Origin of the sequence: Exiguobacterium chiriqhucha RW-2 (assembly GCF_000416965.1) — a bacterium.
GTDB classification, from domain to species: domain Bacteria; phylum Bacillota; class Bacilli; order Exiguobacteriales; family Exiguobacteriaceae; genus Exiguobacterium; species Exiguobacterium chiriqhucha.
The window spans coordinates 101,445-117,615 of sequence record NZ_ATCL01000022.1 but is presented as its reverse complement, the minus strand read 5'-3'; the positions used below and the strand labels follow the sequence as shown (position 1 = coordinate 117,615).

Sequence of the window (16,171 nt, the reverse complement as noted above, 5' to 3'; positions counted from 1 at the left end):
TCGCAATAAGTGGATTGAGTTCTGACGTCTGCTTGGTTATGTTTAACATGTAGTTGAAAAGTTGGTAAATGATAGTGAAATCCGTCAATCGATGGAGGGAGTACGAACGCAACTTCCTTACGTTAAGTCGAGTAATGTAAGCGCTATCATTTCGTTTTGGCCTAAAGGGGGCATCCGCTCAAGCAAGTGACCACACGAACTGGGACATCGTATCGGCCATCTACATAATCAAAGGGAGACTAACACATGGGGAAACCACAAGCACGTTCATTCAAACAAATGACCGGCCTCGCCTTATCAGCCGGACTCATCGTCAGCAGCATGACGCCGATCGCGGCAAACGTACACGCAGAGACGCTGAACGCTTCAGACCTATTCATCTCGGAATACGTTGAAGGCTCGAGCAACAATAAAGCGATTGAACTGTTCAATGGAACGAATGCGGCCATCGACCTCTCGGCCTATAAACTTGAACTGTATTCAAACGGCGGTACGGCTCCAGGCACGACCCTCAACTTGACAGGTACGCTCGAGCCAGGTGGCACGTATGTCATCGTCAACGCCAGCGCAAGTGATGCCTTGAAAGCGAAGTCGAACACGACAAGCGGTGTGACGAACTTTAACGGCGACGACACGCTCGTCTTGAAAAAAGGGGACACGGTGCTCGACGTCTTCGGTCAAGTCGGATTCGATCCGGGTACGAAATGGGGAACGACGGTAGCCACGGCTGACCAGTCGTTGGTTCGGAAAGATACGGTCACGACAGGGGATGCGAACGGCGCGGATGCGTTCGACCCGGCCACTGAATGGAACACACAACCAATCGATACGTTCACGAACCTCGGATCACACACGTTCCAAGGCGTCGACTACGGCGATGGCGGTACGGTAGAACCACCGGCGCCGGTCACTCCGATTTCAATCAGTGACGCCCGTACGAAAGCCGAAGGTGAAACGGTCACGATTAAAGGAGTCGTCACGGCGAAACTGGCCAACACGATTTCGATTCAAGATGCGACAGGCGGACTCTCGGTCCGTCCGACGTCACTTGCCGTCAACGTCGGTGATGAAGTCGTCGTCACGGGTGCCATCGGTTCGTATCGTGAATTGCTTCAATTGAACAGCGCCGTCGTCGTGTCAAAACAAGCGGCGAGCGTCCCAGCTGCGCAAGTCCTCACTGGCGAACAAATCAATGAGGACGTCGAGTCTGAACTCGTCACCGTCAATAACGTCACCCTCTCAGGTAGCGGGCAAAACTTGACGGCGACGGATGGAACGAAAGAGTTCGTCGTGCGTGATGAGCGCGGCATTCTCGATTTACAGACAGACGTCAACTACTCGTCAATCACGGGTATCGTGCAACAGTTCGATAATACGTATCAAATCATTCCGCGCGACGTATCTGACACAGTCATCGACGCATCGGTACTCCGTCCGGCGACAGCGAAGCCAGGTGCGGGCACGTTCGTCGGTCCACAAGACGTGACACTTTCGACGACGACAGCGGGCGCTGACATCTATTACACGCTCGACGGGTCGGACCCGAAAGTGAACGGTACCCTTTATACGTCACCAGTCCGCATCGAGGAGACGAAAACGCTCAAAGTTGCCGTCAAATCGGGTGATGCGTTCAGCGCCGTGACGACGTTCGACTATAAAATCACGGACAAAATCCGCATCCATGACATCCAAGGCGCAAGCCACACGTCACCGATGAACGGACAGACTGTTGAAGGCGTCGAAGGCGTCGTCACGTACTCGTTCGTCTCGATGGGTACGACGTATTACTATATCCAAACGCCTGACATGGAAGCCGACCAAGATGCACGCACGTCAGAAGGAATCATCTTGTATGGTGGCCGTTCGATCGCGGGCATCCAAGTCGGTGACCTTGTCAACGTGAAAGGTCTCGTCAGCGAGTACGCCATCGAAGGCTACAGCGACCGTCAACAGACGGATATGAAGATGACGCAAATCGATACACGCAACGGAAGTGTCAACGTCGTCAAGAGCGGTGTCACACTCCCGACGCCGCTGAAAATCGACGCGTCGAACTTGCCGACCGAGTTCATCGACAGCGATGCCCTCGCCGTCTTCAACCCGGACAAAGACGCCATCGACTTCTGGGAGAGCCTTGAAGGGATGCGCGTCGAGACGGGCAACCTCAAATCGGTGTCACCGCAACAGAACGGCGACCTCGTGACCGTGCTCGAAGCAACACCGACCGAGACGTTCAACGGTGGTATTCTGTTGAAAAAAGATGATGCCAACCCGGAACGGATTCAATTCCGTCTCGAACCGAATGCCGACGCTCGTGATTTCGATGTCGCGACCGGTGACCGCTTCAATGGCCCGATCGTCGGTGTCGTTGGATACTCGTACGGCAACTATAAGATTCAAGCAGGTCTTGATGAGATGAAGGCTGCCTTCGTCAAAGGTGATGCCAAGCGTGAGGCGACGTTCATCGAAGCTGAAGAGGACAAATTGACGATCGCCTCTTACAACCTCGAGAACTTCTCGAACAACGTCAAAGAGACGTCGGACGAGAAAGCCCTCAAACTCGCGAAAGCGTTCGTCGAGGAGTTGAACAGCCCGGACATCATCGGTGTGACCGAAGTCCAAGATAACAACGGGGAAGGCACAGGCGATTCTGCGGCCGACCAAAGCTACCAACGTTTGATTGACAATATCGTCTCGATTGGCGGCAAATCGTACAAGTACGTCAATATCGATCCTGAGTACAATAAAGACGGCGGCGCACCAAATGCCAACATCCGTGTCGGCTTCTTGTATGACCCGGAACGTGTCTCGCTCACAGAAGGCATCCCTGCCGGTGACGCAACGACAGCTGTCGGTTATGAAAACGGCAAGTTGACGCACAACCCGGGCCGCATCGACCCGCTCAACCCGGCGTTCAACAGCTCACGTAAACCGCTCGCGGCCCAGTTCGACTTCCAAGGCGAGAACGTCGTCGTCATCGCCAACCACTGGAACTCGAAAGGTGGCGACACTGGTTTCTTCGGCTCGAAACAGCCGGTCGTGCTCGGCAGTGAAGTCCAACGTAAACAAATCGCTCAAATCGTCCATGACTTCGTCGCTGACGTGAAAACGGACAACCCTGACGCGAACGTCGTCGCCCTCGGTGACTTCAACGACTTCGAATTCTCGGATGCGATGCAAATCTTCAAAGGCGACTTGATGACGAACATGGTCGAGAAAGTCCCAGCTGTCGACCGTTACTCGTACGTCTATCAAGGGAACTCGCAAGTGCTCGACCATATCCTCGTGTCAAACCGTTTAGCGGCGACGACCGAAATCGATATGATTCACGTCAACGCTGACTTCACGGAAATGTCGGGTCGCGCCAGTGACCACGATCCGGTCCTCGCACAAATCGACCTCACTCCGGAGCCAGAAGTGGAATTGACGCGTTACACGGTCGAGAACAACAAGGCTGCACGCCTCGTCCTCCAAGATGACTTCATCGGCGTGACGATCGGCAAAGGCACAAACTTCAAGAACGGCATCTTCGTACGCGGCGCCTACACGGAATTGACAGGTGACCCGCTCAAAAACATCGTCGTTCAAGTGAAACCGAAAGAAGCCGGTGCCATCATCGACTTCGACGGCGCAACTGTCAAAGAAGTAATTGTTGATGGAACGAACTTGGCTGAAATCCGTGGCGCAGAGAATGTGAAACAGATCAGCTACACGAAAGGCGCATCCGCGAACACGGTCGTCATCAAAAAATAACGATTGAATCGAATACGCAAGCCGCAGACAGATTGTCTGCGGCCTTTTGCGTTTTCATTCGTGAAATTCGGGGATTAAGTAGAAGATGCTGATTATCGGAGGATGACGTCATGGAGATGCACAACGGGAACTTATATTGGCCGACCACAGAATCGGAACAGATCGTCTTACAAAAACCAATCAAGAAAGAGCGCTACGACGTACTCGTCATCGGCGCGGGAATGTCAGGAACGCTGACAGCCTATACGCTTTACAAGGACGGTGTCGATTTCGCCGTCATCGACCAAGGGAAAGTCGGAGCCGGGAGTACGGCCGCGAACACAGGGCTCATTCAATACTCGAACGACATCATGTTGCACGAACTGGCCGAACAAATCGGTGAAGAGGACGCGGTCCGCTTCTATCAACTGTGTGCCGAGGCGGTGGATGCGCTCGACGAGGTCGCCGGGACAGTCGACGCCAAGGACGTCTATATCCGGCGTGACAGTCTTTGCTTCGCCAGCAGCGAAGCGGATGTCTCCAAATTGGAACGAGAGTATGAGATGCTGACGAAACACGGACTCGCGGCCGAATGGCTCGACCGGGAGGCGTTACAAGAACGCTATCCGTTCGATAAACCGGCCGGCTTGATTACGAACGGCGATGCCGAGGTCAATCCGCTCACGCTCAGCCGTCAGGTCGTCCGCTACTTGTCGACCCAAAACGTCCCCATCTTCGAAGAGACGGACGTCACAGAAGTCGTCGCCGACGGAGACGACTGGCTCGTCTTGACTCCCACAGGAACGTTCAAAGCGGGCCACGTCATCTTCGCGACCGGCTATCGTCCGGCCCCGCTCCTCGACACGCATCGGATCGAACTCAACCGTTCTTATGCGATTGCGACGAATCCCGTCCCTGATTTCGACGAGTGGGAAGGTCAGGCGCTCATTTGGGAAACGAAACGGCCGTACCTCTATTTACGGACGACCGTCGACGGCCGCATCATCGCCGGCGGACTCGATGAAGAAAAAGCAGAGACCCCGCATAGCGAGGCACTCATTCAAAAACGGGCCGAGCGGTTGCGCCAAGAAGTCGAAGCTCTGTTCCCGATGTATGATTTGACAGTTGAATACGCCTGGGTGGCCCTGTTCGGTGAGTCAATCGACCAGCTACCCTTTATCGGGGAACATCCGGACCGTCCGAACCTCTACTATTTACTCGGATATGGGGGCAACGGCACGGTCTACAGCATGTTAGGTTCTAAAATTTTGAGCGAGTTGGTCCGCGGCATCGACAATCCAGATGCTCGAATCGTACGATTAGATCGGACACGTTAATCCCCTGACATCAGGGGATTTTTTTATACATACGCATTGGAGTGAGTGAAATGACAACAAAACAAAAACCAAAATGGGTGTATCGCCTGAGGCGCGGTCTTCTCTTCATCCCTGCCATCGCCTTGACCGTCTACGTCTGGCCGCATGAGCCGGCCGAAGAAACGCCAGAGGAAACCGTCACGCAAGCAGAGGCAACAGACGACGAGCAACGCTACACGATTGAAACGAGACAAGCTGTGACAGAAGACGAGGCCGTCCGCTATACGTATGACATCGTGGTCCACGGACAACCTGACGTCGAGACGCTCCAGTCCATCAGTCAGGATGTCATGGACGAGGTGACGGCGCGTGATACGTTCCAAGCCGCCCTCCTCCGTTTTTATGATCACGAAGCCTATATCGGTACCGAATCACCACTCGGCGAAGCCGTATTTGCCCCTGAAGGCGATTGGAGCCTGGCGAGTACGGTCCAACCCGGCGCCTATGAGGAGATGTCGTTCGGCTGGCAATTGAAAGAGAAAGAATGGGACACGCAACTGTCGGACAAGGAAGCGCGCGTCTGGCAAGTCTGGAATCGCGTCTACGAGGCCGAGCAATCGGACGACCCTGACTTGAAAGCGAAAGTGACCCGAACCGTTTCAACGAAATATGATCTCAATCCCGAAACGGTCCAACGTATCGTCTTGAAGCAGAGTGTCTGGGCCGCGTTATAACCTGATTCATCCAAAAAGATAGTACGAATTTTCCTTTCTTTGGCTAAATATATAATTGTATACTAATTGTATACATGTAACCGTTGAACGGTCGGAGAAAGGAAGACGTTATGAAACGATGGATGCTTTTATGCCTACTTCTGGTTATGATCGGTGCCACTTTGACGCCGCGACAGGTCGACGCCGCATCAATTTCACCTTATGAGGTGAGTGCGCCTACCGGCACGACGCTTTATCAATTTGTCGGAAAGACGCTCAAGCCGAAAGGAACGTTGCGCGCGGCAAAGCGGTTCAAGGCGCTCAGTACGTCCGGTCACTATTATAAGATTCAAGACGGAAGAACCATCTACTACGTAAAAAAGCAAGCCGTCACACTAGTGGCGACGAACTTGTCGCTGACGACGTTTTCCGGTTCGACCTACTCACGGCTGACGCACGAGTATATGCGCTCGCTCACCCGGGGACAGACGCCTTACTATTACGATGAGTTGACCGCCAAGACGGCCATCGCCCGGGCCGACGCCGCCATGAAGGGGAACTGGTATATCCCGTCCCCGCCCTATCAGTTGCGTGTCCCGAACATCGATACATACCGTTTTGATGTCAGCGTCCCTGCGGTCGATTCGACGTCATTCAAGTTTCAAATCCATTACTTCACGACGTTGAACCAGTTGACGCAAGCGTATGCCGCCACCGGACGAGACGATTATCTCCGCTACGGGAAGCGAATCGTCACGAGTTGGACCAAGCAATACCCGGCTGCGAACTATACACGCTACCGTTGGCCGTATCACGACCATGGCACCGCCATCCGGACGTTCCATTTGCTCAACTTCTGGAATGAATTCCGCTCGTCCGCAGTGAACACCGATCCGGCGTTCTCGCAGCTGTTCGCCAAGACACTGTATGAACACGCGGCACTGCTGGCGACGCCAAGCTTTTATAAACCGAACAACAATCACGGCATGTTCCAAGATATGGCCTTAACCGCCGTCGCAGAGACACATCGGAGCTTTTATCGTTCCTCGGCCTGGCGCTCTCTCGCGATGAACCGGCTCACCCAGCAGTTGAACCACAGCTTGAGCACGGACGGCGTCCATCTCGAGCACTCGCCGTTCTATCAAATTTATCTGTACGACACGCTCGCCCGGTTCAACGACTGGGCGGCCGCCAACCGCTTCGCCCTATCGAGCCGGATGCGTGACGTCAAAGATATGCCGAGCGCGCTGACGTATATGTTGAAACCGAACGGGACCCTGCCGATGTTTGGCGACACCCCGTCCATCACGCACCGCACGGACGCGATTCCGTATATCAATCGCTATCCGCACTTGAATTACGCGATGACACAAGGGAAATCGGGAACCCAACCGTCGACACGGGTCGGTAAGCTATCGAACCAGTACGCCTTCTTCCGTCAACATTGGGGCGGGGCTTCTGGTCCATTCCGGGACGCAGTCCAAGTGATGATGACGGCCGGCTATCATAGCAACATCCATAAGCACGCCGACGATTTGTCGATTGACCTGTACGGCTATGGCCGCGACTTCCTCGTCGAGAGCGGACGCTACGCCTATACGAACCGTCCCGAGCGCAGCGTCGTCATGCAGGCCGCGGCCCACAACACCGTCCATGTGGCAGGTAAGAGCTTTAACTTGACGACGAACAACTTACAGAGAAGCCAAATCACATCGGTCGGTGCCGCGTCGACGCAATGGACGGCCGCGGGAACGAGCGGGCTGCTCGGTAACGGGATGACGCACACGCGTCGTATCGCCTACGACCGCGACGGGACGGTGCTCGTATACGATGACATCACCAGCCCGACCACGACCTCGTTCGTCCAGCGATTCCATCTCGGGACCGGTTTGAATCGCGTCTCGAGCGGCAGCCGTCATGCCATGTATAAAGACAACGAGAACCGCTCGATCCATTTGTTACAACTCGAGGTCGGCACGACGCCGAAAGTCGCCGTCGGTGCGAGTTATGTGTCGTATCGGGACTACGACTGGCAACGCCGCAATCAAGTCGTGACGACAAAGCGTGGCAAGCAAGTCGAGTATTTGACGCTGATTCATATCGGCGAGAAGACAACCAAAATCACGTCCGTCACGGTCCAGACGACGTCACGCCACTATGTCGTGCGCTACAAACTGTCGGACGGCAAGACGAAAACCTTATCGATGTTACGCTAACCTCCATTTCAAAAATGGGGGTTTTTTCTTGAAGTGTTAGGGAACATTCGTAAAGTAGGCCAAAATGTGGCTTACGACGTGTGCGCATACTTAAAGGGGAGGCAACAACATGGGGAACAAGAAAGAAGAGCAGTTAAAACAACATACGATTGATAACGAGCAGCAAGCCGGGCTCACGACGAACCAAGGGCTGAAGATGGCCGAGGACGAGTTCTCGCTCAAAGCCGGACGTCGGGGACCGACATTGATCGAGGATTTCCATTTCCGCGAGAAGATGACGCACTTCGACCACGAGCGGATTCCTGAGCGCATCGTGCACGCACGCGGCGTCGGGGCTCACGGGGAGTTTCAAGTGTATGAGTCGCTCGCCGACTATACGAAAGCCGACTTCTTGAACGACCCGTCGAAAGTGACGCCGGTGTTCGTTCGTTTCTCGACGGTGCAAGGTTCGCGTGGGTCTGGGGACACCGTGCGCGACGTCCGCGGGTTCGCGACCAAGTTCTATACCGACGAAGGCAACTATGACCTTGTCGGGAACAACATGCCGGTCTTCTTCATTCAAGACGCCATCAAGTTCCCTGACCTCGTCCACGCCGTGAAACCGGAGCCGCACACGGAAGTGCCTCAAGGCGGCAGTGCCCACGACACGTTCTGGGACTTCGTCGGCCAGAACCATGAGACGGCCCATATGATCATGTGGGCGATGAGCGACCGGGGCATCCCGCGCAGCCTTCGCATGATGGAAGGGTTCGGTGTACACACGTTCCGCCTCGTCAACAAGGAAGGCAAGGCGCATTTCGTCAAGTTCCATTGGAAACCAAAACTCGGCGTCCATTCGCAAGTTTGGGACGAGGCGCAGAAAGCGCTCGGTAAGAACGCCGACTTCCACCGCGTCGACTTGTACGAGGCCATCGATAAAGGCGATTATCCAGAATGGGAGCTCGGGCTTCAAATCATCGCGGAAGAAGACGAGTTCAAGTTCGACTTCGACATTCTCGATCCGACGAAACTTTGGCCGGAAGAAGATGTGCCCGTCAAACTTGTAGGGAAGATGATGCTCAACCGCAACGTCGACAACTTCTTCGCCGAGACCGAGCAAGTCGCGTTCCACCCGGGTCACCTCGTGCCGGGCATCGACTTCTCGAACGACCCGCTCCTTCAAGGTCGTCTGTTCTCGTACACGGATACACAACTGTCACGTCTCGGGGGACCGAACTTCCATCAAATCCCGATCAACAAGCCGGTCTGTCCGTTCCATAACAACCAACGCGACGGCATGCATCAGATGGCCGTCCACAAAGGACAGACGAGCTACCATAAAAATGCGCTCAACAACAATCAACCCGAGCCCGTCCCGGCCGATCAAGGCGGGTTCGAGCACTATCAAGAAAAAGTCGACGGTCATAAGATTCGAGGCCGGAGTGATAGCTTCCTCGACTTCTATTCGCAAGCGAAGATGTTTTATAACAGCATGACCGACGTTGAAAAAGAGCACATCCAAGACGCCTGCAGCTTCGAGCTCGGCAAATGTGAATCGGACATGGTCAAAGCGAACGCCGTCGATTTGTTGAATCGCATCGACCGTCATCTCGCCTCGGTCGTCGCCGACAATCTTGGTGTCGACCTCCCGGCCGAGAACAATGAAGTCGTCTCGGACAAGGCCTCACCGGCGCTCAGCATGGCCAATACGATTGCGAAGCCGGACACGAAGAGCGTCGCCGTCCTCTTGGCCGGAGACGTCGATGCCGCGCAAGTGAAGGCGTGGGTGCAAGCGCTCGCCGATCATAAGGTCAATTACAGCCTCGTCGGCAAGAAATCATATACGCTCGGCGATCTTAAAGTGAAAGAGACGTACGACACGGTCGACTCGAGCCTGTTCGATGCGGCTTTCCTCGTCAGCACCGCGACCTCGGTCGAAGACGACGTGCTCGAGTTCATCGAGAACACGTATAAACACTTCAAACCGCTCGCGTTGCATCTGCATCATGATGAAGTGCTCGACCGTTGCCGCGTGAAGACAGATCAGCCTGGCGTCTACACGTTCAAACAACATAGTCTCGATGGCTTCGATACGTTTATCGACGGTATCGCGAAAGGCCGGTTCTGGGACCGCGCCTAACGTGAACAGTTCAAGGATTCGACCCAAATCGACGGGTCGAATCCTTTTTACGTGCTTCCCCTCTCCTCCTCTCTAGCGATATACTTGGTGGGGTATATAGCGTAAAGGAGGAATGACTGGATGCGAAAAGAGATGGCTACATATGTGGAAAGCCTCGAGCACCAAAGACAGTTATATAAACGAACCTTAGTCATCGTCGTGCTCTCGCAAGTGTTCGGTGGTGCCGGTCTCGCCGCCGGGATTACGGTTGGTGCTTTATTGGCACGTGATTTACTCGGAACCGATGCCTATGCAGGCGTCCCGACGGCCCTGTTCACGCTCGGCTCTGCTGCCGCTGCGTTTTTGATTGGATTGATGTCACAACGAGTCGGACGCCGTTTCGGACTGGCGACAGGATTTTTGACCGGTGCGGTCGGCGCATTCGGTGTCATTGTTGCCGCGACGTTCGAGAGCGTACCGCTCTTATTTCTCTCGCTCCTGATTTACGGGGCCGGCACGGCGACGAACCTTCAGGCCCGTTATGCCGGCACAGATTTGGCGAATGCGACCGAGCGGGCGACGGCCGTCAGCATCGCGATGGTCTCAACGACGCTCGGGGCCGTCGCCGGTCCGAACTTGGTCGAACCGATGGGACGTGTTGCCGCCGGACTCGGGTTGCCGACACTCTCTGGACCATTCTTGCTTGCAGGTGTGGCCTATCTCTTTGCAGGTCTCATCTTACTCGTCTTTTTGAATCCTGACCCGCTCCTCGTCGCCCGCGCAATCGAGGCGAAACGGAAGGAGGCCACTTCGACGGCACAACCGGTCGAAGCTGCGCATAGTCACCGCGGCGTGTATGTCGGTGCGTTCGTCATGGTCCTCAGCCAAATCGTGATGGTCGCCATCATGACGATGACTCCTGTCCATATACGCCACCACGGCCATGAACTCGGTGCGGTCGGTCTCGTCATTGGCTTTCACATTGGAGCCATGTATTTGCCTTCTCTCGTGACCGGGATTCTCGTCGATCGGATTGGCCGTGAAGTGATGGCGATTGCTTCGGGCGTGACATTGTTTCTCGCCGGTGTCGTCGCCGCTTTTGCCCCAGCGGATTCCTTGTTCTTCTTAATCGTCGGGCTCGTCCTACTCGGGATCGGTTGGAATTTCGGGCTCATCAGCGGGACGGCCATCCTCGTCGATGCGACGACGACCGAGACACGGGCGAAGACGCAAGGTTCAGTCGATGTATGGATTGCCCTATCCGGCGCTTCCGGCGGGATGCTTTCCGGTGTCATCGCTGCCCAGTCGAGTTATTTGACCTTGTCGCTCCTCGGTGGGGTCGTCTCCCTCATTCTCGTCCCTCTCGTCCTCTGGTACCGACGTCAGCTCGCTTAACGATTGCCGATGCGCGCACGCGCATCGGTTTTTTGCTGGAAATGCGTTGACTCTGACAAACTTTCTCTCGTTTGATATACTCCTTTAGTTATGTTTATTAACTATTTAGAATCAAACGGATAAGGAGGCGGGCTGCAGATGCAACTGACCGCACAAAAACTATGGACGAAAGATTTCCTCATCATCTCTCTCGTCAACTTCTTCTTAACACTCATCTTTTTCTTATTGATGGTGACGATTGGCGTCCACGCCGTCTCAGCATATGGGGCTTCGACGAGCGAGGCCGGCCTTGTTACCGGTATTTTCATTATCGGGACCCTCGTCGGGAGACTCTTTATCGGGCGCTTGATCGACTCGATTGGACGTCGCAAGACGCTCCTGATCGGCCTGACGTTCTTCACGGCTACGATTTTGCTCTATTTCCTCGACTTTGGCATCGGCTTCTTACTGTTTACGCGCTTTGTCCACGGTCTCGGGATGGGACTGTCGAGCACGGCGACCGGAACGATTGTCGCCCAAGTCATTCCCGGCTCTCGAAAAGGCGAAGGCATCGGCTACTACAGCATGAGTTCGACGCTCGCCACTGCCATCGGACCGTTCGTCGGCTTGATGATGAGCCAATACACGAGCTTCTCGGTCATCTTTCTCGCCTGTTTCGTCATCGGTCTCATCAGTCTCGGTAGCGCCTTATTCGTGACGGTGCCCGAATCTGACAACCCGCAAGTCGTCCGGGGGCTTTCGCTCAGTGCATTCGTCGAGCCGAAGGCGTTACCAATCGCGCTCATCATCGGCGTCGCCGCTCTCAGCTACTCGAGCGTGTTGTCCTATATCAATTTTTACGCAAGCGAGCTTGACCTCGTCGAAGCGGCGAGTATTTTCTTCCTCGTCTACTCCATCGCCGTCCTCATCTCACGGCCGATCACCGGTCGTCTGATGGACGCGCGCGGCGCCAATATCGTCATGTACCCGGCCATCGTTCTCTTTGCCGTCGGGATGCTCGTCTTGAGCCAGGCGAACAACGCCGTCATGCTGTTACTCGCCGGGGCGCTGATTGGTCTCGGCTTCGGGAATATCCAGTCCGGTACGCAGGCAATCGCCGTGAAAGCGGCGGACCCTCATCGGATGGGCATGGCCACGTCGACGTTCTTTATCGCCCTCGACGCAGGACTCGGGTTCGGCCCTTACTTTATCGGCTTGCTCATTCCGTTGACCGGTTTCTCGACACTGTATCTGTTACTTGCCGGTGTCGTCTTCTTTACCGTGTTCCTCTATTACTTGATGAACGGCCGCCGCGAGCGGACCGAAATGAAACAAGCTGCCTGACAGGACTTTTCATCGTCCTGTCTTTTTTTGAATGTTCACACATTTTGTCACAACTTACGGTAATATGAGAATGACGCGCCGAAAAGTTTTTGATTGAAATGAGGGACATGATGCACGCCGACCAGACCATCCAACACTATTCCTCCGTCCTGCTCCGTACGTTCGACAAAATCTCTGATTTTGTCTTCTTCATGGAAGTGGACGGTTCAACTTATCGCTACGTATTTGTAAACGAACCGGGAAGACAGGCGATCGGCTGGACAGAGGCCGATATCGGGAAACGTGTCGAGGACATGGTACCACCCGAGACGGCCGCTCTCGTCACGCGCCATTATGACGAGGCGGTACGAGAACGAAAGAGTCTCGTCTTCGAGGACTATCGCCTGGCCGAACCATCTTATACGACAGCAGTCGTCTCACACGAGATTCACTTACCCGTTTATTACTACGAGTCCGAGGTGACGCCGGTCTTCGATGAGGCGGGTGCCTGCACGCACGTCATCTCGGTCGTCCGGGAAGTGACGGAACGGAAACGTCGTGAACTCGAGTTGTCTATCTTGAAAGATCAGCACGAATCGCTCCAACGCTATTCACCGCACGGAATCTTCGTTCTCGACGATGCGTTTCGCGTCCAATCGGTCAATCCTGCCGTCACACAGATTACCGGTTACGAGGAAGCCGATTTGTTGGGGGAGTCTTTTTTGTCATGGTTGCCCGAGTCAGAACGGGCCCTTGTCGATGAGGGTCTCCGCTCTGCCTTGTCTGGCACGCCGCACAAATACGGCATGACCGCTCCGCAAAAGACGGGCAACTGGCTCGATTTGGCCATCTTGAATATTCCGATTGAAGTCGGGGGGCATATCACGGGACTGTTCGCCATCATTATCGACCACACCCCGGAGAAGAATGCCGAACGGGCGACTCAGGAGAGCGAGCGAAGGTATCGCCAATTGATTGAGACGATTCCTGAAGGGATCATCGTTCATAAAGACGGCGTGATTCTATACGCCAACGCCTTGGCGCTAGAAACGATTGGCGAGACGTACATCGAGAGCGAATCGATTTTCACGTTCGTCGCCACGGAATATCATGAGACGACCAAGGCACGCCTTCAGGCGTTGCGCCAAGGCGATCCGGTCCAAGATACAGAGATCGTGCTCGTCACGCCGGCCGGTCGAAAACTGCATATGGACATCGGCAGCCTGTTAATTGATTACGAAGGAACGACCGCCGTCATGACCTTATTGCGTGACGTGACCGAGAAACGTGAGATGGAGCGTGCCCTGCACCAGAGCGAGACGCAATATCGTCTGATCACAGAGAATATGAGCGACCTTGTCTGTATCCTCGAGCGTGACGGTCAAGTCCGCTACGCTTCGCCGTCCCATCAAACCGTGCTCGGATATGCCCCGTCGTTCTACGAGGGCAAGAACACGCTCGACTTCATCCATCCGAATGACGTCGAACCGGCGAGACAACAACTCCGGACGATGACAGCGACGAGCGAGCCGCTCACCCTCGAATTCCGTCATCTGCATCAAGATGGTCGTTGGATTTGGCTCGAAACGAAGATTCAAGCGATTTATGACGATACGGGGCAACTGCTTCACTATTTGACCGTCACGCGTGAAATCATGAAGCGAAAAGTGCTTGAAAAACAGCTCAAGCATTTGGCTTACCATGATACGTTGACCGACTTACCGAATCGGCGCTATTTCCTCGCCTATTTAGAAGAGACGTTGGCCCGGTTCGAGGAAGAAGACGAGTCACTCGCCATCCTGTCGCTCGATATCGATTGTTTCAAACAAATCAACGACACGCTCGGCCATGACATTGGCGACGAGTTGTTGCGCCAATTCTCCACTCGTTTGACCGACGTATTGCGAAATCAAGATGTGGTCGCCCGCTTTGGCGGTGACGAATTCTCGGTACTCATCCGCTACACGGAAGCTGACGCGCCAAAACGCGTGGCCGAAAAACTCGTGACCGCTCTTCAGCGCCCGTGGCAGATTGAAGACCATTCGTTCGTTACGACCTCTAGCGTCGGCGTGGCCCCGTACCGACCGGGCATGTCGACAAAACTGTTGCTCAAACGAGCCGACTTGGCCTTATATCAGGCGAAAGCTAACGGCCGCAATCAATACGCTTTGTTTGAAGACCGCTCCTAAGCGGTCTTTTTTTTCACGTGAAACATAGAAAAAGCACCTAAACACGAACATTAGAGATGATTAACCAGCAATCATCCAGAATTTTTGCCTTTTATCGCCATATCCCTTTGACATATGCTCTAATTTACGTTACATTACCGAATGGGCGAAGTATTTATCATTCAACAAACCAAATTGTTCGTAAATAGGGGTGTGACAACATGGATAAAGTATTTGATTATGAAGATATTCAATTAATTCCCGCAAAATGTGTCGTCGACAGCAGATCTGAATGTGATGCGAGCGTGACGCTCGGCGGCTTCACGTTCCGTCTGCCGGTCGTTCCAGCCAATATGCAGACCATCATCGATGAGAACGTCGCTCGGTCGCTTGCCGAGAACGGCTATTTCTATATCATGCATCGCTTCAACCCAGAGACGCGACTCCAATTCATCGAGGACATGCATGGGCGTGGCTTGTATGCATCGATTAGCGTCGGTGTGAAAGAGGACGAATATCGTTTCGTCGAGATGCTCGCGGAAGCCGGACATACGCCGGAATTCATTACGATTGATATCGCGCATGGCCACTCGAATGCGGTCATCCGGATGATTCAACATATCAAACACCATCTTCCAAGCTCGTTCGTGATCGCTGGTAACGTCGGGACACCAGAAGCGGTCCGAGAACTCGAACATGCCGGGGCAGATGCGACGAAGGTCGGCATCGGGCCAGGGAAAGTATGTATCACAAAAATCAAGACGGGCTTCGGCACGGGCGGGTGGCAACTCGCCGCGCTCCGTTGGTGTGCCAAGGCGGCGACAAAACCGATTATCGCGGATGGGGGCATCCGGACACATGGCGACATCGCCAAATCGATTCGCTTCGGGGCATCGATGGTCATGATCGGTTCGCTGTTTGCCGGACACGACGAGTCTCCGGGTGAGACGTTCGAACAGGACGGGAAGTTGCTCAAAGAATACTTCGGGTCGGCTTCTGAATTCCAAAAAGGGGAACGGAAAAACGTCGAAGGCAAGAAAGTGTTCGTTGAGCATAAAGGGGCGCTCCAGGACACGTTGACCGAGATGGAGCAAGACCTCCAATCGGCCATCTCTTACTCGGGTGGGGACAATCTCGATGCATTGCGCACCGTCGATTACGTCATGGTGAAAAACTCAATCTTTAACGGGGATAAAGTATATTGAAAAAAGGCGACTCGCGCGAGTCGCCT

General features: G+C 54.3%; 9 protein-coding genes. All 9 read left to right on the top strand.

Annotated elements, in window-relative coordinates; genetic code table 11:
• Positions 1–246 precede the first annotated feature (246 nt).
• Complete coding sequence (locus M467_RS30100) at positions 247–3,753, top strand: chitobiase/beta-hexosaminidase C-terminal domain-containing protein (protein WP_021067944.1); 3,507 nt, start codon at positions 247–249, stop codon at positions 3,751–3,753.
• 110 nt (positions 3,754–3,863) lie between these two features.
• Entirely contained in the window at positions 3,864–5,069 is a 1,206-nt protein-coding gene (locus M467_RS30095; protein ID WP_021067943.1) for an NAD(P)/FAD-dependent oxidoreductase, read from the top strand.
• Positions 5,070–5,119: 50 nt separating this feature from the next.
• A complete protein-coding gene (locus M467_RS30090; RefSeq protein WP_021067942.1) occupies positions 5,120–5,782 on the top strand; it encodes a hypothetical protein in 663 nt (220 codons plus the stop codon).
• A gap of 110 nt (positions 5,783–5,892) precedes the next feature.
• Positions 5,893–7,977 carry a heparinase II/III family protein gene (locus tag M467_RS30085; protein WP_021067941.1) on the top strand — a complete coding sequence of 695 codons (2,085 nt, stop codon included), beginning with the start codon at positions 5,893–5,895 and terminating at the stop codon, positions 7,975–7,977.
• Between the two features lie 109 nt (positions 7,978–8,086).
• Positions 8,087–10,096 (top strand): catalase, encoded by a 2,010-nt coding sequence (locus tag M467_RS30080; protein ID WP_021067940.1) that lies wholly within the window; start codon positions 8,087–8,089, stop codon positions 10,094–10,096.
• Positions 10,097–10,216: 120 nt separating this feature from the next.
• A complete protein-coding gene (locus M467_RS30075) occupies positions 10,217–11,470 on the top strand; it encodes an MFS transporter (RefSeq protein WP_021067939.1) in 1,254 nt (417 codons plus the stop codon).
• A 138-nt stretch (positions 11,471–11,608) separates the two neighbouring features.
• Positions 11,609–12,793: an MFS transporter gene (locus M467_RS30070; protein WP_021067938.1), complete on the top strand. Its 1,185-nt coding sequence runs from the start codon at positions 11,609–11,611 to the stop codon at positions 12,791–12,793.
• 110 nt (positions 12,794–12,903) lie between these two features.
• The gene (locus tag M467_RS30065; RefSeq protein WP_021067937.1) at positions 12,904–14,961 is read left to right on the top strand and encodes a PAS domain S-box protein; all 2,058 of its coding nucleotides are present in this window, start codon (positions 12,904–12,906) and stop codon (positions 14,959–14,961) included.
• A gap of 200 nt (positions 14,962–15,161) precedes the next feature.
• Positions 15,162–16,145 (top strand): GMP reductase, encoded by a 984-nt coding sequence (gene guaC / locus M467_RS30060; RefSeq protein WP_021067936.1) that lies wholly within the window; start codon positions 15,162–15,164, stop codon positions 16,143–16,145.
• Positions 16,146–16,171: the final 26 nt, after the last annotated feature.

Bases quoted from the DNA above. Each gene is read 5' to 3' on its own strand.
- M467_RS30100 (WP_021067944.1), top strand. From the start codon at position 247: ATGGGGAAACCACAAGCACGTTCATTCAAACAAATGACCGGCCTCGCC.
- M467_RS30095 (WP_021067943.1), top strand. From the start codon at position 3,864: ATGGAGATGCACAACGGGAACTTATATTGGCCGACCACAGAATCGGAA.
- M467_RS30090 (WP_021067942.1), top strand. From the start codon at position 5,120: ATGACAACAAAACAAAAACCAAAATGGGTGTATCGCCTGAGGCGCGGT.
- M467_RS30085 (WP_021067941.1), top strand. From the start codon at position 5,893: ATGAAACGATGGATGCTTTTATGCCTACTTCTGGTTATGATCGGTGCC.
- M467_RS30080 (WP_021067940.1), top strand. From the start codon at position 8,087: ATGGGGAACAAGAAAGAAGAGCAGTTAAAACAACATACGATTGATAAC.
- M467_RS30075 (WP_021067939.1), top strand. From the start codon at position 10,217: ATGCGAAAAGAGATGGCTACATATGTGGAAAGCCTCGAGCACCAAAGA.
- M467_RS30070 (WP_021067938.1), top strand. From the start codon at position 11,609: ATGCAACTGACCGCACAAAAACTATGGACGAAAGATTTCCTCATCATC.
- M467_RS30065 (WP_021067937.1), top strand. From the start codon at position 12,904: ATGCACGCCGACCAGACCATCCAACACTATTCCTCCGTCCTGCTCCGT.
- guaC (WP_021067936.1), top strand. From the start codon at position 15,162: ATGGATAAAGTATTTGATTATGAAGATATTCAATTAATTCCCGCAAAA.